This window comes from Streptomyces sp. NBC_01454 (assembly GCF_036227565.1).
GTDB lineage: Bacteria > Actinomycetota > Actinomycetes > Streptomycetales > Streptomycetaceae > Streptomyces.
Genome location: NZ_CP109460.1, coordinates 5276712 through 5302041, shown reverse-complemented (window position 1 = coordinate 5302041; position 25330 = coordinate 5276712). Strand labels below are relative to the sequence as shown.

At 74.3% G+C, this 25330-nt stretch carries 20 protein-coding genes, 1 tRNA gene and 1 pseudogene; 14 read left to right on the top strand and 8 right to left on the bottom strand.

Going from position 1 to position 25330, the window contains the following annotated elements; translation table 11 throughout:
- The first annotated feature begins 61 nt into the window (after positions 1-61).
- Both OIU81_RS23510 and glmS read left to right on the top strand, forming a co-directional pair.
- The gene (locus OIU81_RS23510; RefSeq protein WP_329150985.1) at positions 62-352 is read left to right on the top strand and encodes a hypothetical protein; all 291 of its coding nucleotides are present in this window, start codon (positions 62-64) and stop codon (positions 350-352) included.
- Positions 353-413: 61 nt separating this feature from the next.
- A complete protein-coding gene (gene glmS, locus OIU81_RS23505; RefSeq protein ID WP_329150983.1) occupies positions 414-2243 on the top strand; it encodes a glutamine--fructose-6-phosphate transaminase (isomerizing) in 1830 nt (609 codons plus the stop codon).
- A gap of 505 nt (positions 2244-2748) precedes the next feature.
- Here the strand turns inward: glmS and OIU81_RS23500 are convergent.
- A complete protein-coding gene (locus tag OIU81_RS23500) occupies positions 2749-3270 on the bottom strand; it encodes a universal stress protein (RefSeq protein ID WP_329150981.1) in 522 nt (173 codons plus the stop codon).
- A gap of 1021 nt (positions 3271-4291) precedes the next feature.
- On the opposite strand from OIU81_RS23500, the gene OIU81_RS23495 reads away from it, so the two are divergent.
- The 3 genes from OIU81_RS23495 (at position 4292) to OIU81_RS23485 (ending at position 6439) form a co-directional block, all read left to right on the top strand.
- Positions 4292-5578: a GlxA family transcriptional regulator gene (locus OIU81_RS23495; RefSeq protein ID WP_329150979.1), complete on the top strand. Its 1287-nt coding sequence runs from the start codon at positions 4292-4294 to the stop codon at positions 5576-5578.
- Positions 5579-5583: 5 nt separating this feature from the next.
- On the top strand, positions 5584-6204 hold the full coding sequence (gene orn / locus OIU81_RS23490; protein WP_329150977.1) for an oligoribonuclease: 621 nt from the start codon (positions 5584-5586) through the stop codon (positions 6202-6204).
- A gap of 159 nt (positions 6205-6363) precedes the next feature.
- Positions 6364-6439 (top strand) — tRNA-His (locus OIU81_RS23485).
- 393 nt (positions 6440-6832) lie between these two features.
- On the opposite strand, the pseudogene OIU81_RS23480 reads toward OIU81_RS23485, so the two are convergent.
- From OIU81_RS23480 to OIU81_RS23470, 3 genes and pseudogenes are all read right to left on the bottom strand, one after another.
- Positions 6833-7732 (bottom strand): annotated as a pseudogene (locus OIU81_RS23480) (chitinase); the annotation flags it as partial.
- Positions 7733-8066: 334 nt separating this feature from the next.
- Positions 8067-9473 (bottom strand): sensor histidine kinase, encoded by a 1407-nt coding sequence (locus OIU81_RS23475; protein ID WP_329150976.1) that lies wholly within the window; start codon positions 9471-9473, stop codon positions 8067-8069.
- A complete protein-coding gene (locus OIU81_RS23470) occupies positions 9470-10162 on the bottom strand; it encodes a response regulator transcription factor (RefSeq protein WP_329150975.1) in 693 nt (230 codons plus the stop codon). The genes OIU81_RS23475 and OIU81_RS23470 overlap by 4 nt, the downstream gene beginning before the upstream one ends.
- A gap of 119 nt (positions 10163-10281) precedes the next feature.
- Here OIU81_RS23470 and OIU81_RS23465 point away from each other — a divergent pair, with 119 nt between their 5' ends.
- Positions 10282-10830, top strand: a complete 549-nt coding sequence (locus OIU81_RS23465; RefSeq protein ID WP_329150973.1) for a hypothetical protein — start codon at positions 10282-10284, stop codon at positions 10828-10830.
- Positions 10831-10894: 64 nt separating this feature from the next.
- On the opposite strand, the gene OIU81_RS23460 is transcribed toward OIU81_RS23465, so the two are convergent.
- Both OIU81_RS23460 and OIU81_RS23455 read right to left on the bottom strand, forming a co-directional pair.
- Positions 10895-11755, bottom strand: a complete 861-nt coding sequence (locus OIU81_RS23460; RefSeq protein ID WP_329150970.1) for a spermidine synthase — start codon at positions 11753-11755, stop codon at positions 10895-10897.
- Positions 11756-11948: 193 nt separating this feature from the next.
- Positions 11949-12299 (bottom strand): chaplin, encoded by a 351-nt coding sequence (locus OIU81_RS23455; protein WP_329150968.1) that lies wholly within the window; start codon positions 12297-12299, stop codon positions 11949-11951.
- A 559-nt stretch (positions 12300-12858) separates the two neighbouring features.
- Here OIU81_RS23455 and OIU81_RS23450 point away from each other — a divergent pair.
- The 5 genes from OIU81_RS23450 to OIU81_RS23430 all read left to right on the top strand — a co-directional run bounded on the left by OIU81_RS23450 (position 12859) and on the right by OIU81_RS23430 (position 19302).
- A complete protein-coding gene (locus tag OIU81_RS23450; RefSeq protein WP_329331157.1) occupies positions 12859-13488 on the top strand; it encodes a hypothetical protein in 630 nt (209 codons plus the stop codon).
- Between the two features lie 173 nt (positions 13489-13661).
- A complete protein-coding gene (locus OIU81_RS23445) occupies positions 13662-15197 on the top strand; it encodes a sugar transferase (RefSeq protein WP_329150965.1) in 1536 nt (511 codons plus the stop codon).
- 148 nt (positions 15198-15345) lie between these two features.
- Positions 15346-16620, top strand: a complete 1275-nt coding sequence (locus tag OIU81_RS23440; RefSeq protein WP_329150963.1) for a glycosyltransferase — start codon at positions 15346-15348, stop codon at positions 16618-16620.
- Between the two features lie 108 nt (positions 16621-16728).
- Positions 16729-17901, top strand: a complete 1173-nt coding sequence (locus OIU81_RS23435; protein ID WP_329150961.1) for an ATP-grasp domain-containing protein — start codon at positions 16729-16731, stop codon at positions 17899-17901.
- Between the two features lie 147 nt (positions 17902-18048).
- Positions 18049-19302: an NAD(P)-binding domain-containing protein gene (locus OIU81_RS23430; RefSeq protein WP_329150958.1), complete on the top strand. Its 1254-nt coding sequence runs from the start codon at positions 18049-18051 to the stop codon at positions 19300-19302.
- Positions 19303-19453: 151 nt separating this feature from the next.
- Here OIU81_RS23430 and OIU81_RS23425 read toward each other — a convergent pair whose 3' ends face one another.
- A complete protein-coding gene (locus tag OIU81_RS23425; protein WP_329331156.1) occupies positions 19454-19921 on the bottom strand; it encodes a hypothetical protein in 468 nt (155 codons plus the stop codon).
- 245 nt (positions 19922-20166) lie between these two features.
- Here OIU81_RS23425 and OIU81_RS23420 point away from each other — a divergent pair, with 245 nt between their 5' ends.
- Positions 20167-21627 (top strand): tetratricopeptide repeat protein, encoded by a 1461-nt coding sequence (locus tag OIU81_RS23420; protein ID WP_329150955.1) that lies wholly within the window; start codon positions 20167-20169, stop codon positions 21625-21627.
- A 79-nt stretch (positions 21628-21706) separates the two neighbouring features.
- On the opposite strand, the gene OIU81_RS23415 is transcribed toward OIU81_RS23420, so the two are convergent.
- Positions 21707-22300 (bottom strand): histidine phosphatase family protein, encoded by a 594-nt coding sequence (locus OIU81_RS23415; RefSeq protein ID WP_329150953.1) that lies wholly within the window; start codon positions 22298-22300, stop codon positions 21707-21709.
- Positions 22301-22496: 196 nt separating this feature from the next.
- On the opposite strand from OIU81_RS23415, the gene OIU81_RS23410 reads away from it, so the two are divergent.
- The gene (locus OIU81_RS23410; RefSeq protein WP_443074032.1) at positions 22497-23777 is read left to right on the top strand and encodes a hypothetical protein; all 1281 of its coding nucleotides are present in this window, start codon (positions 22497-22499) and stop codon (positions 23775-23777) included.
- Positions 23768-25315 (top strand): hypothetical protein, encoded by a 1548-nt coding sequence (locus tag OIU81_RS23405; protein ID WP_329150951.1) that lies wholly within the window; start codon positions 23768-23770, stop codon positions 25313-25315. The genes OIU81_RS23410 and OIU81_RS23405 overlap by 10 nt, the downstream gene beginning before the upstream one ends.
- Positions 25316-25330: the final 15 nt, after the last annotated feature.

The following is a 25330-nucleotide window of genomic DNA, read 5'->3' as shown; positions in this document are numbered from 1 at the left end:
GACGTGCCCGATAGCGGGCAGATTTCTTGCGATTCTCCGCGCCGCCCCGCAATATCGACGGGTGCCCGAACGCCGTAACCGCAGCGCTGACGCGCCGCACGACGACCTGGTGGACCACCTGGTGCGCAGCACACCGCTGCAGCGCGGTGAGGCCGCCCGGGTGGTGCTGGACGTGCTGGCGTACTTCGACGAGACCACGGAGGAGTTCGTCCGCCGCCGCCATCGGGAGCTGCAGTCCCAGGGACTGCGCAACGAGGAGATCTTCGAGCGGATCCGCCACGAGCTGCCGCACCGCGCCGTGACCCCGCCCGCTCTCTCGGCCCGCCAGCTGCGCCGCCTCGTCTACGGCTGACGCCCCCGCCACGGGCGCCGGGCACCACTGTTGTCACAACGTTTTCTCGGAGGGTCACTGTATGTGCGGGATCGTCGGCTACATCGGCAAACGTGAGGTCGCTCCGCTGCTCCTGGAGGGCCTGCAGCGCCTGGAGTACCGCGGCTACGACTCGGCGGGCATCGCCATCCACGCCAAGGGCACCGGCAAGGCCGCGGGCGGCCTGAAGACCGCCAAGGCCAAGGGCCGGGTCCGGGAGCTGGAATCCCGGCTGCCGAAGCGCTTCGCGGGCTCCACCGGCATCGCGCACACCCGCTGGGCCACCCATGGTGCCCCCACCGATGAGAACGCCCACCCGCACCTCGACACCGAGGGCAAGGTCGCCGTCGTCCACAACGGCATCATCGACAACGCCTCGGACCTGCGCGCCCGGCTGACCGCCGAGGGCGTCGTCTTCGCCTCCGAGACGGACACCGAGGTGCTGGCCCACCTGATCGGCCGCTCCACGGCCGAGAAGCTGGAGGAGCGGGTCCGCGAGGCACTGCGGCACATCGAGGGCACCTACGGCATCGCCGTGCTGCACGCCGACTTCCCCGACCGCATCGTGGTCGCCCGCAACGGCTCCCCGGTCGTCCTCGGCATCGGCGAGCACGAGATGTTCGTCTCCTCGGACGTCGCCGCGCTGGTCTCGCACACCCGCCAGGTCGTCACCCTCGACGACGGCGAGATGGCCACTCTCAAGGCCGACGACTACCGCACGTACACCACCGAGGGCTCGCGGACCACGTCCGCTCCGGAGACCGTCGAGTACGCGGCCGAGTCGTACGACCTGGGCGGCCACGACACGTACATGCACAAGGAGATCTCCGAGCAGGCGGAGGCGGTGGACCGTGCGCTGCGCGGACGGATCGACGACCGTTTCTCCACCGTGCACCTCGGCGGCCTGAACCTCGACGCCCGTGAGGCGCGCGGGGTGCGCCGGGTGAAGATCCTGGGCTGCGGCACCTCGTACCACGCGGGCCAGATCGGCGCCCAGATGATCGAGGAGCTGGCCCGGATCCCCTCGGACGCCGAGCCGGCCTCCGAGTTCCGCTACCGCGACCCGGTCGTGGACCCCGACACGCTGTACGTGGCGGTCTCCCAGTCCGGTGAGACCTACGACGTGCTGGCGGCCGTCCAGGAGCTCAAGCGCAAGGGCGCGCGGGTGCTGGGCCTGGTGAACGTGGTCGGCTCGGCGATCGCCCGGGAGACCGACGGCGGCATCTACGTGCACGCCGGCCCCGAGGTCTGCGTGGTCTCCACCAAGTGCTTCACCAACATGGTGGTCTCCTTCGCGCTGCTCGCCCTGCACCTGGGCCGGATCCGTGACCTCTCGGTCGCGGACGGCAAGCGGATCATCGACGGCCTGCGCAAGCTGCCCGGCCAGATCGACGAGATCCTCAAGGGCGAGGAAGAGATCAAGAAGCTGTCGGCCTCCTACGCGGACGCCAAGTCGATGATGTTCATCGGCCGGGTGCGCGGCTACCCAGTGGCCCGTGAGGCGTCCCTGAAGCTCAAGGAGGTCTCCTACATCCACGCGGAGGCCTACCCGGCCTCGGAGCTCAAGCACGGCCCGCTGGCCCTCATCGAGCCCGCGATGCCGACCGTCGCGATCGTCCCCGACGACGATCTGCTGGAGAAGAACCGCGCCGCGCTGGAGGAGATCAAGGCCCGCAGCGGCCGCATCCTGGCCGTCGCGCACCAGGAGCAGGAGAAGGCCGACCACACCATCGTCGTCCCGAAGAACGAGCCCGAGCTGGACCCGATCCTCATGGGCATCCCGCTCCAACTGCTCGCCTACCACACGGCCTTGGCCCTCGGCCGCGACATCGACAAGCCCCGCAACCTGGCCAAGTCCGTCACGGTGGAATAGTCCGGCCCCCGGGGGTCTCGCCGTCGGTAACCGTGGAGCGGAGTGGAGTGGTCCACCCCGCTCCACCCCGCTCCACAGAAGCGACAATTGAGCACCCCCACGGCGAGCAACCCCGTCCGCGAAAGCGGCGCCGGCTCAGGCGCAAAAGGCAGCGGCTCCGTGCGTGCCACCGGACGCACGGAGCCGCCGCCTCCCCTGTGCCGGCGTCGCCCATGCGCCGGCAGGATGCCGCCGTTCCGGGATCCGTCACCTCCCGGACAGCAGCGCGCAGTTGGCGTGTGCGCGGCCGCCGGGCCCGTGTCGCGGCGCGCTCACGTGACCGTTTTCTACCCGTCACAAGCGCACAATCCACCTCGGCGAGCCAGGGAAATGCGCCTGCGCACAATCCTCATGGCGCCCCCTCAACTGTGTGCACACGAAGGAGAGTCGGGCGACGACCCGAGCGGCCGCGGGCACTGGGCCCGCACCCGCTTCAGGGAGGCGCCAGGGGCATGTCAGGGCTGCGTCAGGGAATCACGATGACCGGGCGCCGGGCCCGGCGGGCCAGCCGTCCGGCGACCGAGCCGAAGATCCGGCCGACCAGACCGTGCGTGGAGCCGACCACGATCGCGTCGGCCTCGTACTCCTGGCCGACCTCCTCCAGCTCGTGACAGATGTCACCGCCGCGCTCGACGAGGATCCAGGGGACCTCGGCGAGATGGTCGGCGCAGGCCAGCTCCAGGCCGAGGACCTCGGTGCGGTGATCCGGCACATCCACGAAGACCGGGGGCTCACAGCCCGCCCAGACGGTCGTCGGCAGCCGGTTGGCCACATGGACGATGATCAACCCGGAGCCGAGGCGCCGGGCCATACCGATTGCATACGCCAACGCCCGCTCGCTCGACATGGAGCCGTCGAAGCCGACCACGACGCCGTGGCGGAAGGCGGGGTCGCAGGAGTGGCGTGTCTGTTCCGCCGCTTCGAGGTCCGCCATCGGATCGGCGACCTGCTTGCGGTCCGCGGGTTCGGGGATTTCGTGACCGGCCATTGATGTCTCGGCGAGGGCATCCTCTTGCGGAGGGGCGAACGGGGACGGCGATTGACTTGATCCGGCAGTTGACTGAGCTGGCCCGATCGAGGACCGGGAGCCATAGTTCAAAGAGGAACAACACGACTGGGAATCATCTTCCCAACCCGATACCCCAAGAGTACGGCGCCACTCCCCCGCTGCCCAGAGCACACCGGGGACGCGGAGCGCCCGCGCGAGCCGGGTGGGGCCTCGAACGTTCCCCGGAGCATGCCGGAGCGTGGCGCGGATGGCAATGCCCCGGCCTGCCCCCGTACGTACCCTCTGACGGTGACCCATGATCGCCGGCGGCGTTGTATCCAGCAGCCCGTCCGAGGGGAGCACACGGTGCCGTTGCCGTCCGACAGATCACCCGACCCGGTGAGCGATGTGGTGCGCTGGGGCGCCTTCAGCTGCGCCCTGGTGCCCTTCGTACTGATCCTCAGCGGTGCCTCCTGGACCGGCGCGGCCGGCGCCGCCGCCGGTCTGGGCGCGGTGACCTGCGTCTGTCGCGCACTCTTGCGGCAATCCGAACGGACCGCGGCGCGGGTCCGGGTGCGCGACTTCGGACGACACCGGGACAGAACGGGACGTCCGGGCCCGGCAGCGCACAGCGGCGGGCGGCATTCCGGAGGGCGTACGCCGGTCAATTGAGGCCGCCGCAAGTGCGCGCGCGACCGTTTTCAGCCAACTTCCGGCCGAGGTCCATACCTTCCCCTGAGCCCCCCTCAACCCGGGTGTGAGCAGGGAGGAAAGGACCGCTCGGCATGGTTGTGCCCTACTGCGAACGGGCAGAGCCGAGACGCGTACTTCCCATGTAGGCCCGACGAGTGGAACGCTTCGTGATCGAATGCTTCGCGCCAAGTTGCCATATCGACATACCAGCGGGTGGTGAACTTGGCACTCCATCCTCACGGAACACAGTAGATTCGATCTTGGTAGTGACGGCGGGGGAACTGTGCAGGACCGAGAGGGCGAGACGACCGAGGGGGGCTTAAGTGCCATGAGCCAGGACTCCGCTGCCGTACCAGATGCCGCACGCAAGCTCGCCGCCCGACGACGCCGCGAAATAGTCGCGGTGCTCCTCTTCAGCGGCGGCCCCATTTTCGAGAGCTCCATTCCGCTCTCGGTCTTCGGCATCGACCGCCAGGACGCAGGCGTCCCGCGGTACCGGCTACTTGTGTGCGCGGGCGAAGATGCGCCTTTGCGCACGACCGGGGGGCTCGAACTATCGGCCCCCTACGGGCTGGAGGCGATCTCCCGTGCCGGGACGGTCGTCGTACCGGCCTGGCGTTCCATCACCCAGGCCCCGCCGCCCGCCGCGCTCGACGCGCTGCGCCGCGCGCATGAAGAAGGGGCCAGAATCGTCGGGCTGTGCACGGGGGCGTTCGTCCTCGCCGCGGCCGGACTCCTCGACGGCCGGCCGGCCACGACCCACTGGATGTACGCGCCGACGCTCGCCAAGCGTTATCCGTCCGTCCATGTGGACCCCCGCGAGCTCTTCGTCGACGACGGCGATGTGCTCACCTCCGCGGGAACGGCGGCCGGCATCGACCTGTGCCTGCACATCGTGCGCACCGACCACGGCGCGGACGCCGCGAACGCGCTGGCCCGCCGGCTCGTCGTGCCGCCCCGCCGGACCGCGTCCGACATGGGGCACCAGCGCTACCTCGACAGGTCATTACCTGAAGAGATCGGCGCCGACCCGCTCGCCGAGGTCGTCGCCTGGGCGCTGGAGCACCTCCACGAGCAGTTCGACGTGGAGACGCTCGCCGCGCGCGCCTACATGAGCCGGCGCACCTTCGACCGGCGCTTCCGCTCGCTGACGGGAAGCGCTCCGCTCCAGTGGCTGATCACCCAGCGGGTCCTGCAGGCCCAGCGGCTGCTGGAGACCTCCGACTACTCGGTGGACGAGGTCGCGGGCCGCTGCGGCTTCCGCTCACCGGTGGCGCTGCGCGGACATTTCCGGCGGCAGCTGGGAGCCTCACCCGCGGCCTACCGTGCGGCCTACCGCGCGCGCCGGCCGCACGGGGCACCCGAACCCGCGCTCAGGCCGGAGCGGGCCGACCGTGCCGAGCGGCCGGAGCGCGAGCGGGCGGCGCTGGGTGCGGGCGGCCCGGAGCGGTTCGCCGCCGCCGCGCTGGCCGGCCACGGGCTGGCGACCGCGGAAGCGGGCGAAGCGGGCAAACCGCAGCCGGACGGCTATGCCTCCCGGCTGGCGGAGGCCGCGGTCGGGCGAGGACCGGCACGCCCCGTGCTGCCCGGACAGCGCGAGCGCCCCGTAGGGTGAGATGTATGAACGATCGCATGGTGTGGATCGACTGCGAGATGACCGGACTCTCGCTGGCGAATGACGCGCTCATCGAGGTGGCCGCGCTGGTCACCGACTCGGAGCTGAATGTGCTGGGCGACGGGGTGGATGTGGTGATCCGCCCCCCCGCCGAGTCGCTCGGCACCATGCCGGAGGTGGTGCGCCAGATGCACACCGCCTCCGGGCTGCTGGAGGAGCTGGACGGCGGGACCACGCTGGAAGCGGCCGAGGCGCAGGTGCTTGCGTACATCAAGCAGCATGTGCCGGAGCTGGGGAAGGCGCCGCTGTGCGGCAACTCCGTCGGTACCGACCGCGGCTTCCTGCTGCGCGACATGCCGACGCTGGAAAGCTATCTGCACTACCGGATCGTCGACGTCTCGTCCGTGAAGGAACTGGCCCGGCGCTGGTTCCCGCGGGCGTACTTCAACAGTCCGGACAAGAACGGAAACCACCGGGCGCTGGCGGACATCCGCGAATCCATCGCGGAACTGCGCTACTACCGCGAGGCGGTCTTCGTCCCGCAGCCCGGGCCCGACTCGGACACCGCGAAGGCGATCGCCGCCAAGCACGTCCTTCCTGCTGAGCCGCAGTCCGCATCGCAGTGAGCCGCGGGGTGCGTGTCGTGTGGATCTTTGCGGGTCCACCGTGACCCGCACGACACGCCCTCGGTCCCGGGACCGGAAACCTGGGCGCGAGCACCCCGCGGGACCCTGTACACTTTTTCTCAGCCGGTGGGGAAAAAGAACCACACAGCACCGGTCATGGTGGGTATAGCTCAGCTGGTAGAGCACCTGGTTGTGGTCCAGGATGTCGCGGGTTCAAGTCCCGTTACTCACCCCACTTCAAGGCCCCCGACCTCAGGTCGGGGGCCTTGGCGTTTACCGGGCCGGGCCGAGCAGCCGGTGGGGATGATCGGCCGGCCGGTGGCTGCGGCGACGGAGGCCGGGGCGGGGATCTTGCCCGTGATCACGGAGGTTCGGGACGGGTGATGGTGATCGTCACGGGGCGCGGACGGGCACGGTGATCAGGTCCGGCCCGGTGAGGACCTTGCGGGCCAGGGGACCCCGGAGGTGGCGTTCTCCGGGCCGGCGGGGCAGGTGCGTGCCCCGGCCAGGTCCGAGAAGACCGGGAAGACCGGGAAGACACGGCGGCGGGGCGCGGCGGTAGGGGGAGTCCGCCGCGCCCCGCCTCGGGGCGAGCGGCCCGGGCCGGCGCCCGGACCGCCGGTGGGGGTCAGCCGGTGAAGGCGCCGAACGCCTTGGTGAAGTCCAGCGGCTTCTGCTCGATCGAGCTGCAGGTCGGCTGGGCCGAGGAGACCGGGCCGCCCGGACAGGCCTGGTCGCGGGTCGAGGACCACATCGACAGCCCGCCCAGGTGCTTGTCCTTGGCGAACGCCACCAGCTGCTTGGCGTCGTCGAGCCGGAAGACCTCCTGCTGGACGTCGTTCACGCCGATCATCGGGGTCACGGCCACGGTCTTCCAGGCGGCCGCGTCGCTCAGCCCGAGCGCCTTCTTGAGCTGGCCCTGGGTGGCGGTGGCGGCCTGGGTGGCGTAGGTGCCCATGTCGCCGCTGTAGGAGGCGCCGTAGTCCATCGCCATGACGTTGACGGCGGAGATCTTGACGCCGTTCTTCTTGGCGTCGGCGACCAGGTTCACCCCGTCCTGGGTCAGGCCCTCGGGCATGACCGGCAGGGTGAAGGAGACGTCCAGACCCGGGTGCTTCTTCTGGAGCCGGTCGATGGCCTGGGCGCGGCGGGTGTTGGCGGCGGTGTCGGGCAGCGCGCCGCCCTCGATGTCGAAGTCGACCTTGGTGAGCTTGAACTGGTCGATGACCTTGCCGTACGCGGCGGCCAGCTGGTCCGCGGAGGTGCAGACCAGGCCGAGTTCGGAGCCGGTGGCGCCGCCGAAGGAGACCCGGACGTCGCCGCCGGCCTTGCGCAGCGCGGGTATCTGCCGGGCCACCGCGTCGTTGCCGAGCTCGCCGGTGCCGCCCCACTTGGGGTCGCACCCGCCGCCGGAGGTGACGAAGGCGAGGGTGAAGTTCTTCACGCCGGTCTTCCGCGCGGTGCCGGGCAGGTCGTAGGCGGGGGTGAGCGAGGTGTCGACGTACGGGGCGAAGCCGGCGGCGGCCCTGGCGGTGGGGGCGGCGGTCCGCGGGGCCTTCGCGGCCATGGCCCCGCCGGCGACGGCGAGGGCGCCGCCCGCCGCGACCACGGCGGCCGTGCCGGTCACGATCAGCTTGGTGGTGCGGCTCTTGCGCCGGCGGTGTGCCGAGGAAGTCATTGCGTGCCTGCCTGTCGTCACGTGGGGGGAGGGGTGGGGTGCACCGTGGTGCGTCCCGCACGCTAGCGCCAGGGAAACGGACAAATGTCGGTAATGGTGCGGAGGTTGGTGGACTTATGACCGCCTTAAGGAAGCGGAAGGGGGCGGTTAAGAGCCAGGGGCACATGCCCGGCGGGAGGGCCGGTCAGGAACCGGTGCGCGCGGACCGCCGCCGGCCGCCGAGGGTGCGGCGCAGCCGGTGGCCGCGCCGTCCGCCCTGGCGGGCGCGCCGGCCGTCCAGCGCCAGCCAGACCCGCACCTCGGTGCCGCCGAGGACGGAGCGGCCCAGGCGGACGTCGCCGCCGGTGGACTCGGCCAGCCGCCGCACGATGTCCAGGCCGAGGCCGGTGGAGCCCTCCCCGCCGCCGCCGTGGCCGCGGCGCAGTGCCTCGTCCGGGTCGTCGATGCCGGGGCCGGCGTCCGAGACCAGCACGATCACCGCCTCGTCCGCGTGGTGGACATCGACCGCGAAGGCGGTGCCCTCGGGGGTGTGCCGGAAGACGTTGCCGAGCATCGCGTCCAGGGCGGCGGCGAGTTCGGGGCGGGCGACCGGGACCCGTACGGGGCGGTCGGCGCCGGCGATGCGCACCGTGCGGCCCTCGTCCTCGGCGAGCGCGGACCAGAAGCCCATCCGCGCGCGGATCACCTCGGCGGCGTCACAGCCGGCCCCGGCGGCCGTCTGCTGGGTCTGGGCCTTCTGTTCGCGGACGGTGCGGATGATCTGGTCGACCTCCCGCTCCAGCTGGGCGACGGCGGCCCGGGTCTGCTCGGCGGCCGGGGTGTCGCCGAGCGAGGCGGTGTTGAGCCGGAGCACGGTCAGCGGGGTGCGCAGCCGGTGCGAGAGGTCGGCGGCCAGTTCGCGTTCGTTGGCCAGGAGTTGGACGACCTGGTCGGCCATGGAGTTGAAGGCGCTGGCCGCCAGCCGCAGTTCCTTGGGGCCGTCCTCGGGGACACGGACGCCCAGCTTGCCCCGGCCGAGGTCATGGGCGGCGCCGGCGAGCCGTTCCGCGGGGCGCACCATGCGGGTGCCGAGCCGGTCGGCGACCGCGACCGAGCCGATGACCAGGGCCAGGCCGACGCCGGCCAGCACCACCCAGGAGGTGGTGACGCCGTTGGTGAGCGCCGCGTCGGGCACGAAGACCTCGACGACGGCGATACCGGAGGCCACAGCGGTCGGCTGGAGGAGCGCGGAGCCGCCGCGGACCGGGGAGATGGAGGCCCGGCCGAGCTTCACGGCGGCCGCCACGTCCGCCTCCGCCGCGCGCCGGGCGCCGATCTCGGCGGGCTTGCCGTTCTTTCCGCTCGCCGGCACATGGACGCCGATCCGGCCGCCGGGGCCGGTCTCGGCGCTGGCGACGGCGCGTGCGAGCTGGGTGCGGTCGGTGGTGATGGCGAGGACCGGGCCGATGGTGGCGGCCTGGCGTTCGGCGTTGGAGTAGGCGCGGTCGCGGGCCAGTTCCTTGACGACGAGGCCGAGGGGGACGGCGAACGCGACCACGACCACGACCATGGTGGTGACCGCCAGCGCCACCTTGACCAGGGCCCATCTCACTGCGGCGGCTCCAGCTTCACGCCGACGCCCCGCAGGGTGTGCAGATAGCGGGGGCGCGCCGCGGTCTCCCCCAGCTTGCGGCGCAGCCAGGACAGATGGACGTCGATGGTCTGGTCGTCGCCGTAGGACTGCTGCCAGACCTCGGCGAGGAGTTCCCTGCGGGCGACGACGACCCCGGGGCGCCCGGCGAGGAAGGCCAGCAGATCGAACTCCCGGCGGGTCAGATCGAGTGCGACGCCGTCGAGTTGGGCCTGCCGGCGCAGCGGGTCGATGGACAGGCCGCCGACCCGGATCACCCGTGAGGGCGGTTCCGCGCCGGGGGCGGTGGCCCGGGAGCGGCGCAGGACGGCCGTCATCCGCGCCGAGAGGTGCTCGACGGAGAACGGCTTGGTGAGATAGTCGTCGGCGCCGTCGTTGAGCAGCCGGACGATCTCGGCTTCGTCGTCCCGCGCTGTGGCGATGATCACGGGCACATCGGTGATGCCGCGCAGCATCTTCAGCGCCTCGCCACCGTCCAGGTCGGGCAGGCCGAGGTCGAGGATGACCACGTCGAAGCCGACGTGTGCCACCTCGCGCAACGCCTCCAGAGCGGTGCCCACGCTGCGCACCGTATGGGCTGCCTCGGTCAGATGCCGGATCAGCGCCGAGCGTACGAACTGGTCGTCCTCGACCACGAGCACACGTGCCATGAGCGGCACCGTACGCCATTCGGGGCCGCTTCCCCGCCGGGTGTTGACACCGTGACAGAGCGGCCGGACGTGGTGCAGCGGGCTGCGTCCGCGCGGTCGGGTGGTGCAGTATGAGCCGGATGCGACGAGGACTGGTTCACGCGGTGGCCTGGACGCTGGCGACCGGCGCCGCGGTCACGCTGTCGTGGTTCGGCGTGCACACCGTGCTGTCCGGTACCGCGTACGACCCGCCGCGCGCGCTGCCCCTCTCCGGCGCGCAGCCGGAGGCCGGCGCCTCCCCGCGGGTCTCCTCCACGCACCGCCCCAAGCCGTCCCGTTCGCCGGAGGACAGCCCGGCGCCCACCGGCGGCAAGCCCTCGGGTCCGGCGAGTCCGTCCGCCACCGGCGGCGCCGGGCCGCACCCGGACGCCTCCCCGCAGGACAGCTATCCGTCGTCCTCCGACAGCCGGATCAAGAGCTACTCCACGGCGGGCGGCCGGGTGGTCTTCGATCTGGGCGGCCGGTCGGCCGAGTTGGTGTCGGCGACGCCCAACTCGGGCTGGCAGATGCAGGTGTGGAAGCAGGACGGGTGGATCCGGGTCGACTTCTCCGGCAGCGCCCACACCTCGGTGTTCTGCACCTGGAACGGCCACCCGCCGACCGTGCAGATCAGCACCACCGGGGCATAGCGCCGGGCGGCCCCGGCACCGGGCATCGGCCCCCCGGCCCCCGGCCCCCGGCACCGGCCCCGCCTCAGTCGAAGGCACCGGCCGGCGGGGCGGGCGAGGCGAGGGCGGTGGCGTCGGTGACCGGTGCCGCGCCGCCGGTGAAGTCCAGCAGCGCCCGCCCGTGTTCGACCCGTCCGGCCTGCGGATCGGTGGCCGCCCGCCGGGTCAGTTCGGCGACCGGCAGCTCCCCGTCGGCGGCCAGCAGGACGGCGTTGCCGAAGCGCCGGCCGCGCAGGACGGCCGGGTCGGCGGTCAGGCACAGCTCGGGGAAGACCGTACGGACCGTGGCGATCTGGCCGCGCAGAAACCGCAGCGGCGGCCCGTCGGTGAGGTTCGCCGCGTAGAACCCGCCGGGACGCAGCGCCCTGCGGGCCTCCGCCACGAACTCCGTGCTGGTCAGATGGGCAGGCGTGCGCGCACCGTCGAAGACGTCAGCGATGATCAGGTCCGCCCAGCCGTCCGGGATCTTCGCCAGGCCGGCGCGGGCGTCGCCGCCGCGCACCCGGATCCGCCAGCCGCTGTCCCACGGCAGCTGCCGGCGTATGAGCTGGACCAGCGGTGCGTCGATCTCCACGACCTGCTGGGTGGACCGCGGGCGGGTCGCCGCGACATAGCGGGCCAGCGTCAGGGCGCCGCCGCCGAGGTGGACGACGCGCAGCGGCTTGCCGGCCGGGCCGGCGAGGTCCGCCAGATGTCCGAGGCGCCGCTGATAGGAGAAGTCGAGAAAGGCCGGGTCGTCGAGGTCCACATGGGACTGCGGGGCCCCGTCGATCAGCAGCGTCCAGGCGCGCGGCCGGTCCCGGTCGGGCCGTAGCTCGGCGAGTCCGCCGTCCACCGTCTCCGTGACGGTCTCCGGGCTGCGACGCCCGCGCCTGCTCTGTGCCATGCCCTCCAGTATGGCTCGTGATCTGAAGACCGTATCCGCTGGTCAGCACGGGGGCCCGTCTCAAGTGACGCGGCCGGCCCCGGCGGTTGCGGGAGGAGAGTGGCGAACCACCCCACGACCGGAGCCGGAGGTGGTCCGCCAACTTCACATCACGACCCGAGCCGGCCCATGGATCTCCGGGCCGGCAACCGGATCACCTGGCCAGGCAGACGTTCCCGAAGGCCGGGTTCAGCAAGCCGGGCGCGTTGACGCTGTTGCCGCACACGTTGATCGGGACGTTGATCGGCACCTGGACGACGTTGCCGCTGAGGATGCCCGGGGAGCCCGCGGCAAACCCCGCAGCGTTGGCGCCACCACGGCCGAAGCCCCGGCCATCGCGACCGAAACGACCGTTGTCGTCACCGAAACGACCGTCGTCGCCGCGGCCATGGCGGCCATGTCCGCCATGGTGACCGTCCACGCTTGCAGATGCGATGCCGGCGCCGCTGAGCACAATGGCGCAGCTGGCGGTGGCCAGCGCGGCGGTCGTAACAAACCGCTTCATCCCATTCTCCTTTCAGTTCGTGAATGGGGCAACCGGTCACAACGAGCGAAATGAGTCAGGGATGCGGACGTTCCCTCTTCCGGGAAATCGTTAGCCCTTATGGCAGAAACGAGACACCCCGCCGAAGTCCGGTATTCCGCTGTTCGGGAATGCTGATCCGGATCCGGCGTGCCTGCCACGGTTTCCAGGATGATTTCTGTCAGAGTGCTCTCCTGTTTGACTGATTGAAGTCGGAGAGGAAGACATGCGGAAGTCGATGGACCGCACCGGGCGCGGCGTCGTATGCGCACCGGCTTCCTTGGCTTTGTCTGCCGCGCTCCCCTCGGCGGCTGCCGCGCCAACCCCCGGGGAATCCGCGCGAATTCCATTCACCGAGCGCTATCACGTCACCCAGCACGGCGGTATCGCCCGCGCGGCGAACTCCTCGGTCCGCTGCGCGGCGGGGGCCGGCCGCACGGGTGGCCCGTGCTCGGCGGCCCGGCAGGGCGTCGGATCCGACGCCCGCGCCGGGAACAGCGGGCGGGTACGCATCGCCGGGCCCGGCGGCCGGTACCGGACGGTGCGCGCCGACACCGTCGCCCGGCACCGCGGCAGGGCAGCGACCGACGGCTTCCAGGTGTCCGCGGACGTCACCGGGCCGGTGCGCAAAAGCGGTCCCGGCGTCTACAAGGTGGCGCGGTTCAAGGGCGCCAAAAGCCCGTCCACGGCCGGTACATGGGGCGGCTGGACACTGGTGGCCGTATACGAGAACAAAAAGGAGCCACTGCACAGAATCGCGATGTGGGACGGCTTCCAGCCGCTGGAAGCCGACCGCCGCACGTTTACCGTCCGGCTCAACGGACTGCACATCCCGGCGAATTCACACGGCCGCGCCGGCGTGGTCGCATATGACGGCTACCGGGGCCGCGGAAATGACGGACTCACCGTCCGGGCCGGCCGACACCGCCCACTGAAGGTGCACGATTCCGCCAACCCGGCGAATGATGTGATGAACTCGACCATCACCGACTTCGGCCAGGAGGCGGCGCGGCGGCCCGCTTACCCGGACACCCTCGGATTTGATTCCGACGTATTCGACATCACCCCCGCACTGCGGTCCGGCGCCGATCGGCTCACATTCCGTTTCACCACCCGAAACCCGGGATATCTGCTCGGCGCGCTCTTCGTCCAGGCCGATACCCGGCACTGAGCGCCCGGAATTTCCCGCAGAGAGTTCTGTCGGCTCGCTCATAGGGAGCAGTGCGTGCTGCCGCAAGACCCGCAGTACCGAGCGCGGCCCGTGGCTGCGGGTGCCGCCCGGCCCGTCGACGGCGGGGCGGTGCCCGGTGTGCCGGGCATCAGGAGCAGGGAGCCGATCAGGCGATGACGACGGACAGCGCGGACGCGCCCCCCTCCGCCCGGGTCCGGCTCCCGTCGGCGGCCCCCGCACCGGCCGGCGCCGCGGTCCGTCCGCCGCGCGGCCCGGCGCGGGAGACCCTGCCACCGCCCCGGCCGGGCCGCGGCGTACGACGGCGGGCCGCCGCCCCGCTGCTGGCCGGCGACGCGCTGGCCACCGCCGGGGCCGCACTGCCCGTCCTCGGCACCGGCACCGCGCCGCTCGTGCTCGGCCCCATGGTGCTGGGACTCCTGCTGCTCCACTCCCGGGCCGGCCTCTACCGTCCCGACCCGGCCCCGAGCCTGCTCGGCGCGCTGCCGGCGCTGCTCGGCCGGGCCGCCGTCTGCTGGTGCGCGGTGGCCGCGGTGCTCGCCGCCGTACATCCCGCGCAGGCGCTGCCGCCGGCCCTGCTGGCCGGCGCGGTGGCGTGGCACACCGCGCTGCTCTGCGGCGCCCGGGCGCTGGTCCACCGGGCGCGGCGGGCCGCCGCCCGCCGCTGCCCGCGCGCCACGCTGATCGTCGGCCCCGACCCGGCCGCCCGGCAGCTCGCCGCCGTGCTGCGCGCCCGCCCCGAGTACGGGATGCGCCCGGTCGGCCTGGTCACGGCGGGGGCACCGGCCCCCGCCGGTCCCGGGGCGCCGCCGGGTCACGGCGGACCGCCGCGGCTCACCTCCCCGCAGGACATCACCCGGGCCGTGATCCGTCACACCGTGCGGGACGCGGTGTTCACGGTGCCGCCGTACGGCGATCCGCACACCGCCGCGCTGCTGCGCCGCTTCATCGACCAGGGCTCGGCGATCTGGCTGGCCGGCGCGGCCGCCCTGGAGGGCCACCCACCGCCGTCGGCCGGCCATCTGTGGGGCTTCGCCTGCCGGCGGCTGGACACCGACCCGCCCCGGCACGGCGGCGCCGGCAAGCGGGCCCTGGATCTTGCCCTGGCGGCGGTGGCACTGGTGGTGACGGCCCCGGTGCTGCTGGGCTGCGCGCTGGCGGTCCGGCTCGCCGACGGCCCGGGGGTGCTCTGCCGGGAGGAACGTATCGGCCGGGGCGGCCGCGGCTTCCTGCTGCTGACGTTCCGCACCGTGCGCCCGTGCGAGCCGGACGAAGGAGTTGACGAGGACGAAGGGGTTGAAGGAGATGAAGGGGTTGGAGGGGTTGGAGCACACGAAGCGGCGGACGGCGGCCACCCGAGCCGCGTCGGCCGGCTGCTGCGGCGTACGGGTATGGCGGGGCTGCCGCGCTGGTGGAACGTTCTGCGCGGCGACCTGAGCCTGGTCGGGCCGTGCCCGGAACGACCCGCGGACGTCGAGCGGTGCGCCCGGAGCTGCCCGGAGTACGGCGCCCGGCACCGGATGGCGCCGGGCCTGACCGGACTGGCGCAGGTGCACGGGCTGCGCGGCGGCTCCCCCGTGGCGGACCGGGCCCGCTTCGACAACCTCTATATCGACACCTGGTCGTGGGGGCAGGACCTCCGGATCGTGCTGCGGGCCCTGGCCCGGCTGCCGCGACGGGAGGCCCGATGAGCGCCGGAGCCGCGGACACCCCCTGGCGGGCGCACCCCCCGCGCGCCCCGCATCCGCCGTGCCGCCGGGCACTGCCCGCGGACGGGCCGGCCGGCCCGGCGGCCCCCGGCCGGACCACCACCCCGGCCGCTATCCCTGGAGGCATCCGGTGAAGGTTCTGCATGTGATCACAGGCCTCGATGTGGGCGGCGCGGAACAGCAGTTGCGGCTGCTGTTGCGCCGGCTGCCCGCGTACTGCGAGGTCGTCACCCTGACCGGCCCGGGTCCGGTCGCCGAGGGCATCGAGGCGGACGGCACCCGCGTCACCCACCTCGGGATGACCGGCGAGCGGGACCTGACCGCCCTCCCCCGCCTCGCCGGGCTGATCCGCGACGGCGGCTACGACCTGGTGCACACCCACCTCTACCGGGCCTGCGTGTACGGCCGGATCGCCGCCCGGATGGCCGGCGTCCGGGCCGTGGTCGCCACCGAACACTCCCTGGGCGACGCGGTCATCGAGGGCCGTCGGCTGACCCGCGGTGTGCGGACGCTCTACCGGGCCACCGAGCGGCTGGGGGCGGCGACCGTCGCCGTCTCGGACACCGTCGCCGCCCGGCTGCGCCGCTGGGGCGTACCGGAGCAGCGCATCCATGTGGTGCCCAACGGGATCGAGGCGCACCGCTTCGCCTTCGATCCGGCCGCCCGGGCGCTGGTCCGTACCCGGCTGGGGCTGCCGCTGGACGCCTTCGTGGTCGGCGGGGCCGGCCGGCTGGTGCCCGGCAAGCGGTTCGACGTCCTGGTCCGGGCGGTGACCCAGCTGCCGGGCGTGCATCTGCTGCTGGCGGGCGAGGGGCCGGAGCGGGAGATGCTGCGGCGGATGGCGGAGCAGTTCGGCTCGGGCGACCGGATCCATCTGCTGGGCACGCGGGGCGGCGCGGTCGACACCGAGGCCGACGGCCCGCAGTCCGCCGGGCCCGATATCCCGGGGCTGCTCTCCGCGGTCGACGTCTTCGTCTCCCCCTCCCCGTCGGAGGCGTTCGGGCTGGCCGTCGTGGAGGCCCTCGCGTCCGGCCTGCACGTGCTGCACGGCAGCTGCCCGGCCGTCGACGAACTGCCCGCCGACCAGGCGCCCGGCGCCCGGCACTTCAGCCCGGTGGTCCATGAACTGGCCACCGCACTGCGGGAGTTGCGGCGCGAGGGGCCGGGCCGGCTGCCGGTCCCGCCGGTGGTGCGGCGCTATGACATCGCCCGCAGCGCCGAGGCGCTGACGGCGGTGTACGAGCAGGTCCTGGCGGCCGTACCGGCACGGCGGCGGAGCCCGGCGCGGACGGCCCCGGTGCCGGTGCCCCCGCCGCAGGGCCGGGCGGCGGCGCTCCCGGCGGCGAGTGTGTCGCTGCCCGACCCGGCCCGTTCGCCCGCCCCGTCCCCGCTCTCGAACAGATAGGCACCGTCATGGCCGAGTCCGTGCAGCAAGGGCCCCGGGGGGAAGGGACGGCGGGAGCCGGCGCCCCCGGGGGAGCCGGCGCCGCGCTCCTCGCCGCGGTCCGCCGTCGTGGGTGAGCAACCCCGCGCCGTGCCGCCGTTCGACACCGAGGTGCCCGTCCTGCTGGTCCGGCTCGATCCCGGCCCCTTCCACCGCGAGACCCTCGGCGTGGTCCGCTCCCTGGGCCGGGCGGGCATCGAGGTGCACGCGGTGGCCGCCTCCGCGGGCGGCCCGGTGGGCCGGTCGCGCTACCTGCACCGGATGCACACCCACCCGGCCGGGCCGCTCGCACATTGCGCGCTGCTGGACCTGCTGCGCGACCTCTCCGACGGCCTCGGCCGGCCCGCCGTGCTGCTCCCCGTGGACGACCGGGCCGCCCTCGCCGCGGCCCGGCTCGCCGGCCGGCTGCTGGGCCGCTATCTGCTCCCCGGCCTGCCCGAGCGGCTCACCGACCCGGCCGAACTCGCCCTGCTGTGCCGGGAGCTCGGCCTGCCGCACCCGGCGACCGCCGTCCCCGCCGGTCCGCAACAGGCCGCCGAGGCAGCAGCCGGGCTGGGGCTGCCGCTGGTCGCCACGTGGTGCCGCCCGTGGCTGCGGACACCGCCGGCCGGGCTGCCCGGCACCACCGTGGTGCGCACCCCCGACGACGCCCGCCGGCTGTACGAGCTGGCCGAAAGCGCCGGCAGCGCCCTGCTGTTGCGGCGCCCGCTGCCCGCCGGACGGGACACCGACTGGTTCTTCCACGGCTGCTTCACCCGCGGCGGCGGCTGTCTGATCGGCGGCGCGGGACGCGCGGGACGCGGCCGGCCGTGGACCGGACCGGCCACGGCCGGCCGCCGGCTGCCCCACCCCGAGGTCGAGCGGGCCGCACTGCGGCTGGCCGGGCACCTGGGCCACCGCGGCCTGCTCGACCTGGACTTCCGCCGGGACGCGGACGGCCGCCACCACCTCCTCGGTGCCGGCACACGGCCCGGCGCCCGCTTCCGGCTCTTCACCGACCCGTCCTCGGGACTCGACGCGGTCCGGGCGCTGCACCTGGACCTGACCGGCCGCACGGTGCCGCCCGCCCCCGGCGCCCCCGGGCCGCGGCCCCGCGCGGACACCTTCCGCGGGCGCCCCGCACCACCGGACGGCACCGCGCTCACGCCCCCGCCGCCGCCCGCGCGCCCCTCCGCGACGCCGCACGGAATGCCGCGCGGGGTGCCTCCCGCACCGACGCCCGGCCCACCTCCCCAGCCGTGAGCGGCGCGGCACCTGACGACCTGTGCCGGGGCGGGGCGCTCTCCGGGTCCGGAGGCGCGCCCCGCCGCCGGGGGCCGCCTCCGGCCCCGGGGCCCCGCCGGCTCGGGGTCCTCCACACCGCACCAAGAGAAAGAGCAGGGAACTTCCATGTACGACCTCGTGGTGGTGGGCGCCGGCCCCTACGGACTCTCGATCGCCGCACACGCGGCGGCGGCCGGACTGCGGCTGCGGGTCCTGGGCCGGCCGATGGCCTCATGGCGCGACCACATGCCCGACGGCATGTTCCTCACGTCCGAACCCTGGGCTTCCGACCTTTCCGCCCCGGCGGACGCCCATACCCTCGCCGACTACTGCGCCGCCCACGACCTGACCGCCGAGCACGGCGTCCCGCTGCCCCTCGACACCTACACCGCGTACGGCAGCTGGTTCGGCGAACGGGCCGTGCCCCAGGTCGACGAGGTCACCGTCACCGCCGTACGCCCCGACGGCGAGGGCTTCCACGTCGAGACGGACACCGGCGAGCAGATCGCGACGCGCACCGTGGTCCTCGCCGTCGGTCTGCTGCCGTTCGTCAACCGCCCCTGGCCGCTGCTCGACCTGCCCGCGGACCTGGCCTCCCACAGCAGCGACCACCGCGATCTGCGCCGCTTCGCCGACCGGGACGTCACCGTCGTCGGCTCCGGGCAGAGCGCGCTGGAGACCGCGACCCTGCTGGCCGAACAGGGCGCCCGGCCCCGCATCGTGGCCCGCGCCGACCGGCTGCGCTGGCACGCCCCGCCCCAGCCGCTCGACCGCGGCCGGCTGCGTGCGCTGCGCGATCCGCACTCCGCGCTGGGCACCGGCTGGCCGAACCGGGTGTGGTCCCAGATGCCCTGGGCGGTGCGCCGGCTGCCCGCGGCGACCCGGCTGCGGATCGCGGAACACGCCCTGGGCCCGGCCGGCGCCTGGTGGCTGCGGGAGCGCTTCGAGCCGCTGGTGCCGGTGCTCCTCGGCCACCGCATCCGGGCCGCGGCCGCCCGGGACGACGGGGTGCGGCTCCAACTCACCCACACGGAGGGCGGCACCGAGACGCTGGACACCCACCACGTGGTCGCGGCCACCGGTTTCACCCCGGACCTGGGGCGGCTGCGGATGCTCCCGCCCCAGGTGCGCACCTCGCTGTGGACGGTGGGCGGCAGCCGGGCGCCCGAGCTGAGTTCCGGCTTCGAATCGTCCTGGCCCGGGCTGTTCTTCGCGGGGCTGCTCACCGCGCCGTCGTTCGGCCCGTCGATGCGCTTCGTGTCCGGCGCGGGCTTCACCGCGACGCGGCTGGTGCGCGGCGTACAGCGCCGGCTCGGCGAGCGGCGCCGCGCCACCACGATCCCGCGCCCGGCCCGGGACAGCGAACCCGCCGCCCGCTGAGCGCTGTTCACACGGCTCACCGGGCAGCTCCCCGCACGCACCGAGGGCCGCCCGGCACCCGCCGGGCGGCCCTTCCTCTTCCTTCCGGACCAGGGCGTGCACCGGGCCGGCCGCCGCCGGCGAACCGGTGGCGCGTACGGCCCGGGCGCCGTCACTGGCAGCGGTCGACGGCCTCGATCGTGCGGGCGGCCTCGCCGAGCGCCGCGCGCAGCACGGCCGGGTCGGTGGCGTCGGCACCCGCGCCCTCCGGGGGCACCAGCCAGCCGGTGCCGGTCGCCGGCGGCTCCACCGGGGTCCCTTCGCCGCACAGCGCGGCCAGATTGATGCCCCGTCCGGAGGTCTGCGTACAGGCACTGCCCGGTACGTCCCAGCCCGCGGCGGTGCCCGCCGGGACCAGGAAGCCGAGGGTGTCGCAGGCGCCGTCGTGCAGCACCGGACCGACGCCGTCCCGCAGCCGGAGGATGTCCACGGCTTCCAGTCCCTGCCGGGCCGGCACCGTGACGAGGTCACACTGCCGCTCCGGTACGGACGGTGCGCCGCCCGGGACGACCTGCCCCCGCCGGCCCCCGGCCTGGCCCGCGGACCCGTTGCCGCCCCTGCTCACGCCGGTCTCCCACACGGAGAACCCCTCCTCCTGCACGCGGTGCGCCCTTTACACCGGGTTCAACGTCCGGACGTGTCAACAGCTACGGCGGCGTAACGCTGCAAAGGATGGCAGTTCATGGCAGATCGCGCGTGAGATATCCGATTTGCGGCCAAACTGTGCGTATCGAAGCCATCACAGCCGGTACGGTCGTCCCGCCGCACCGCCAGGAGGCGGCAACGCCGCAGGATGGCACGGAGAGGGCACGGAGAGGGTCCGCCATGGCGTCGCCAGAAGCACGATCAGCGTCGTCCCGCACCGTACCCGCCCGCCCGAATCTCGCCTTCCGACAGCTGCGCGGCCGGCTGTCACCAGGCGAGTTCGCGGCGGCGGTCCGACGGTCCGCCCGTGAGATCGGCGAGCAGGTCTCGTGTGACGCCCGCTATGTGGGGCGCGTCGAGTCCGGGGAAATCCGGTGTCCGAACTACGCCTACGAGCGAGTCTTCCGGCACATGTTCCCGGGGCTGACGCTGCCCGACATGGGGTTCGCGGCGCGCGAGGCGGTACGCGGACGGGGGGCGCGTGCCGCAGCGGCCGGCGCCGCGCCCCTGGCACCCGATCCCGACCACCGCGATACCTGTATCCAGATCTGCGAGGAGAGCGACGTGCTGCGTCGCGCGTTCATCACCGGCGGCCCGGCAGCAGCCCTGGGCTTCGCCACCCTGCATCCCGTCGAGGCCGCTGCCGCCGCCGTGTCCGCCCCGGTGCCGGGGCCCCGGACACCGCCCGTCGCACGGGCCGGTGCCGCCGAGGCCGCCGCCGTCGAGGAGGCGGTCCGTCACATCCGGCTGCTGGACGACCGGCACGGCTCGGAGGGCATCTACCGCCGCGCCGCCCCGCCGCTGCGCGCGGCCTACGAGCTGCTGGACGCGGATGTGCAGCGCCGCTCGGTGTCCGACCGGCTGCACGCCGGGGCGGGCGAACTCGCCATCACCGTCGGCTGGCTGGCGCACGACTCGGGCCGCTTCGACGACGCCCGCTCGCACTACGCGGAGGCCCTGGCCACCGCGCGGGTCTGCGGCGACGCCGCCCTGGAGGCACACGCCTTCTGCAATACGGCCTTCCTCGCCCGCGACGCCGGGCGGCCGCGCGAGGCGGTGCGCGCCGCGCAGGCCGCGCAGCAGGCCGCCAAGCATCTGGCCTCACCGCGGCTGCTGTCGCTGCTGGCGCTGCGGGAGGCGGGCGGCTGGGCCGGGCTCGCCGACCGCTCCGGCTGTGAGCAGGCGCTGGTCCGGGCCGAGCGGCTGTTCGCGGGCGGGCCGCGGGACGGCGACCCGGAGTGGATGACGTTCTACGGCGAGGCCGAGTTGGCGGGTCTGGAGGCGCAGTGCTGGTCGGCGCTGGGGGACGCGGAGCGCGCGGCGGACCACGCCCGCCGGGCGGTGGCGCTGCAGGACCCGCACTTCACCCGCAACATCGCCCTGTTCACCGCGGAGCTGGCGGGCAACCTCGCGGCGGGCGGGGCACACGAGGAGGCCGCCGCGGCCGGGGTGCGGGTGCTGACGCTGCTGAAGCAGGTCCGCTCGGCCCGTATCCGCACCATGCTCGACGGCACCGCCCGGAGGCTGCGGGCGCACCGCGACCGGGGCGCGGTCGACGACTTCCTGGCGCGGCACGCGGCCTCGGCGGCGGCGGAATCCGCATCGGGCGGTGGCGTGCCGGGTGCGAGGGCCGGCGACTGAACGGCCGCGCGGGCGGCGGACGGCGGGCGGCGGACGGGGGCGCGACTGACGTCCCGTCCGCCCCCGGGCCGCGGGCCGGTCAGCCGAGGTGGCCGGTGTCGTTCCAGCGCTCGATCGCCGGCTCCCCGTAGGCCCAGCCGAGCACGGACAGGGACGTCGGCTCCAGGCGGATCCGGGCGCCGAAGGAGATGTCCAGGCCCAGCCAGCGGGCGCCCAGGGCGCGCAGGATGTGGCCGTGCGCGAAGACCAGCACATCGCGTTCCGCCGACCGCGCCCAGCCGATGACCTCGTCCGCCCGGGCGGTGACCGCGGCGAGCGTCTCCCCTTGCGGCACCCCGTCGCGCCAGATCAGCCAGTCCGGCCGCCCGGCCTTGATCTCGTCCGGGGTCAGGCCCTCGTACGCGCCGTAGTCGATCTCCATCAGGGCGTCCCACGGCTGCGCCCGGCCGCCGAAGCCGGCCAGCTCGCAGGTCTCCTTCGCGCGCACCAGGGGGCTGGTGCGGACCTCGACGCCCGGCAGGCCGTCCCAGGGGGCGCGGTGCAGCCGCTCGCCCAGCAGCTCGGCGCCGCGCCGGCCCTCGTCCAGCAGCGGGACGTCGGTGCGGCCAGTGTGCCTGCCGGACAGGGACCACTCGGTCTGACCGTGCCGGGCCAGGAATATGCGCGCTGCCATCGTCGTACCTCTCGCCGACTTCTCGGCTGGTCGTTCTCGGTGCGGGCGGCGTCGACCGCGGGACTTCCATCATCGCGCACCGGGTCGTTTTGTCCCCGGGCGGGGAGGCCGGGGAGCCGCGCGGGGAGGGCCCGGTCCGGGGCGGGCGGGCGGCCGGAAGCGCCGATTGTCGGTGGCGGATGCGAGACTTCCGCGGGTGAACGTTTCGCGCGACAGCCGACCCGCGTCGGCGGCCCCTCCGGCGGGGCCGGCGGCGACACCGAGCCCGCGCCCGGGGGCACCGCCCGGCGCCGGGCGGGCACGGCTCACCGAGCTGCGCGGCCCCGGCGTCCGCCCGCGCTCCCTCGATGCCCGCGCGCTGGCCGCGCTGGCCGCCAACCCCGGCTGCCGGCGCCGCGCGCTGCTGGACGGCGCGGGCATCGACAAGGGCGCGCTGGCCCAGGCGCTGGGCTCGCCGGCGGCGTACGGCCGGTCCCAGTTCGCCATCGTCCGCGGCCATGCCTTCGAGGCCCGGGTGACGTCCGACGGCGGCACGGAGTTGCTGCGGCTGCTGCACGAGCGGCTGGCGCCCGGCACCCCGCCGCCCGTGCCCGGGGAGGCCGCCACCCCGGATCTGTCCGCGGCCGGACCCGAGGGCCGTACGGCGCGCACCGCGCTGGCACTGCGCGCGGCGACCGCGGCCGGCGGCTGGGCGCTGCTCACGCACCCGATGCTCGCGGTCGAGGTGGCCGGCGCGCCCGCCTATGTGGAGCCCGATGCGGTGGTGGTGCATCCGGACGGCAGCTGGACGGTCGTGGAGATCAAGTCCTTCCCGATGATCGACGGTTCGGCGGACGCCGCCAAGGTGGGCGCCGCCGCCCGGCAGGCCGCGGTGTACGTCCTCGCCCTGGAGGCGGTCGCCGGGCCCGCCGCCGCGTACACGGGCCGCGAGGTGACGGTCCGCGACCGGGTGCTGCTGGTGTGCCCGAAGGACTTCTCCAACCTCCCCACCGCCGCAGCCGTCGACGTCCGCAAGCAACTGGCCACCACCCGGCGGCAGCTGGCCCGCCTCACCCGCGTCGAGGACATCGCCGCCGCGCTCCCGGAGGGGACCACCTTCGACCTGCGCCTCGCGGACGACGGGAAGACCGCCACCCGCCCGCCCGAGGAGCTGACCGAGGCCGTCGAGGCAGTCGAGGCGGCCTACGCCCCGGAGTGCCTGGCCGCCTGCGAGCTGGCCTTCCACTGCCGCGGACGGTCCCGTGCACAGGGCGCGGTGGAGGCCCTGGGGCGCGGCGTACGGGGCGAGTTGGGCGGGCTGCGCACGGTCGGGGAGGTGCTGGCGGCGGCCGGTCCCGCCGGCCCCGGGACCGCGGCCGCCGCCGGCCCGGACGATCCGGCCGTCGTCGCGCTGCGCCGGGCCGCCGCGCTGCGCGCCGAGGCACTGGGCGCGGCCGCGCTGCCGGGCCCGCGAGCGGAGGAAGCGGAATGTCGCTGATCGATACGCTGGCCCGGATGGAGGCGGTGGCCGCGGGCCGGGCCCGGCCGCGGTGCACGGTCCGGCACCGCCATCTGTCGCAACGGCCGCTGGTCCTGGTCCCGTTGACGACCGCGGGCGAGGCCGGAGCCCCGCTGGGCGCCCTGGTCGGCACCGACCGCGAGAAGCCGGCGCTGCTGGCCGTCCCCCAGCCGCGCGACCGCGATCTGCGGTTCGCGTTCCTCGCCGAGCTGGCCGGGGAGGTGCTGCCGTATGTGGACGGCTTCGCCGACGCCGTCGGGTGGGAGGAACGCAAGGAGACCGACCCCGAGACCGGCAAGAAGGTCCCGGTGCAGGTCGAACTGTGCGCGGACGCACCGCAGGTGATCGTCCCCAGCGGCAGCGGGGTCGAGTACGTACGGCTGCTGGGCCGCTCGATGCGCTTCCGGCGCACGGCCGAGCAGGAGCCGGCCACGCCCCATCCCGCGCCGCCGCACGTCCCGCTGCTGGGCCGCTGGCTGACACATGTCGGCGAACGGGCCCGGGTCCCGGGCTCCGCCCTGCTGCTGTCCATGACGGACCTGCTGACCCGCCACTGGGCCAGCGGCCAGAGCGCGCTGGAGGACCAGCACCTGGGCGCGCTGCTGGCGTGGATCGACCCGCCGCCGGGGAGGACGGGCCAGGAGGCGGCCGGGTACGCGGAGTCGGCGCGGGACGCGCACGGGCAGCTGCGGTGTCCGCCGGCCGGCCCGGCCACCGACCCGGCGTTCGACAACCGCCTGCTCGCCCCCGCGACGGCCCGCTACGACGCCGGGCTGCCGGGCGCCGAGGAGGCGCTCCGCGCCCTGCTGGAGAGCCAGTTGCGGCCGGTGTGGGACGCGGTGTGGCACGGCATCGACCTGCTGCGGGAGCTGCCGGAGGGCACCCGGGTCGCCGACCGCTGGAAGCGGGACCGCTGGTCGTACACCGCGCACCGCGACCGGGTGCGCGCCGGCGAGCCCCCGCAGCCCCGGCAGGACGACGCGGTCACCGCCGCGCAGAAGCTGGCCGCCCGGGAGAGCGCGCAGGCCCAGCTCGATGCCCAGGAGGCCCTGGACGACCCGCTGGTGATGGCGGGGCGCCGGCTGGCCGGCGAGGCGTTCCGGGGCACGGTCACCGCCGTCGAGATGGCCTTCTCCGAGGGCAAGCGGCCGATGCCGCGCCCGCTGGTCACGGTGCGCACGGACGACCGCCCGCAGCTGTCATCGGGCACCAGGCTCTACCGTCCGCTGCCGGACGGCCGGACCCAGACCGCCGAATTCGTCGCCTTCGAGGACGGGGACCGGTCCGCGCCGGTGGTGCGGCTGACGGGCGGGATGGGACGCGGGAAGACCCCGGAGCCCGGTTCGGTGCCGGAACCGCGGGACACGCTGTGCTGGACGCTGTTCGAGCACTCCCCGCGCGGCGGCCCGGAGCTCCCCGACCCCGAGGACACCCCCTGGACCCACGGCGGCCCGCCGTCCGCCGCCGGGACGCCGCACGACGCCCCCGACCCCGTGACCACGGAGGACTTCCTGTGACCCGCCTCCGGCCCT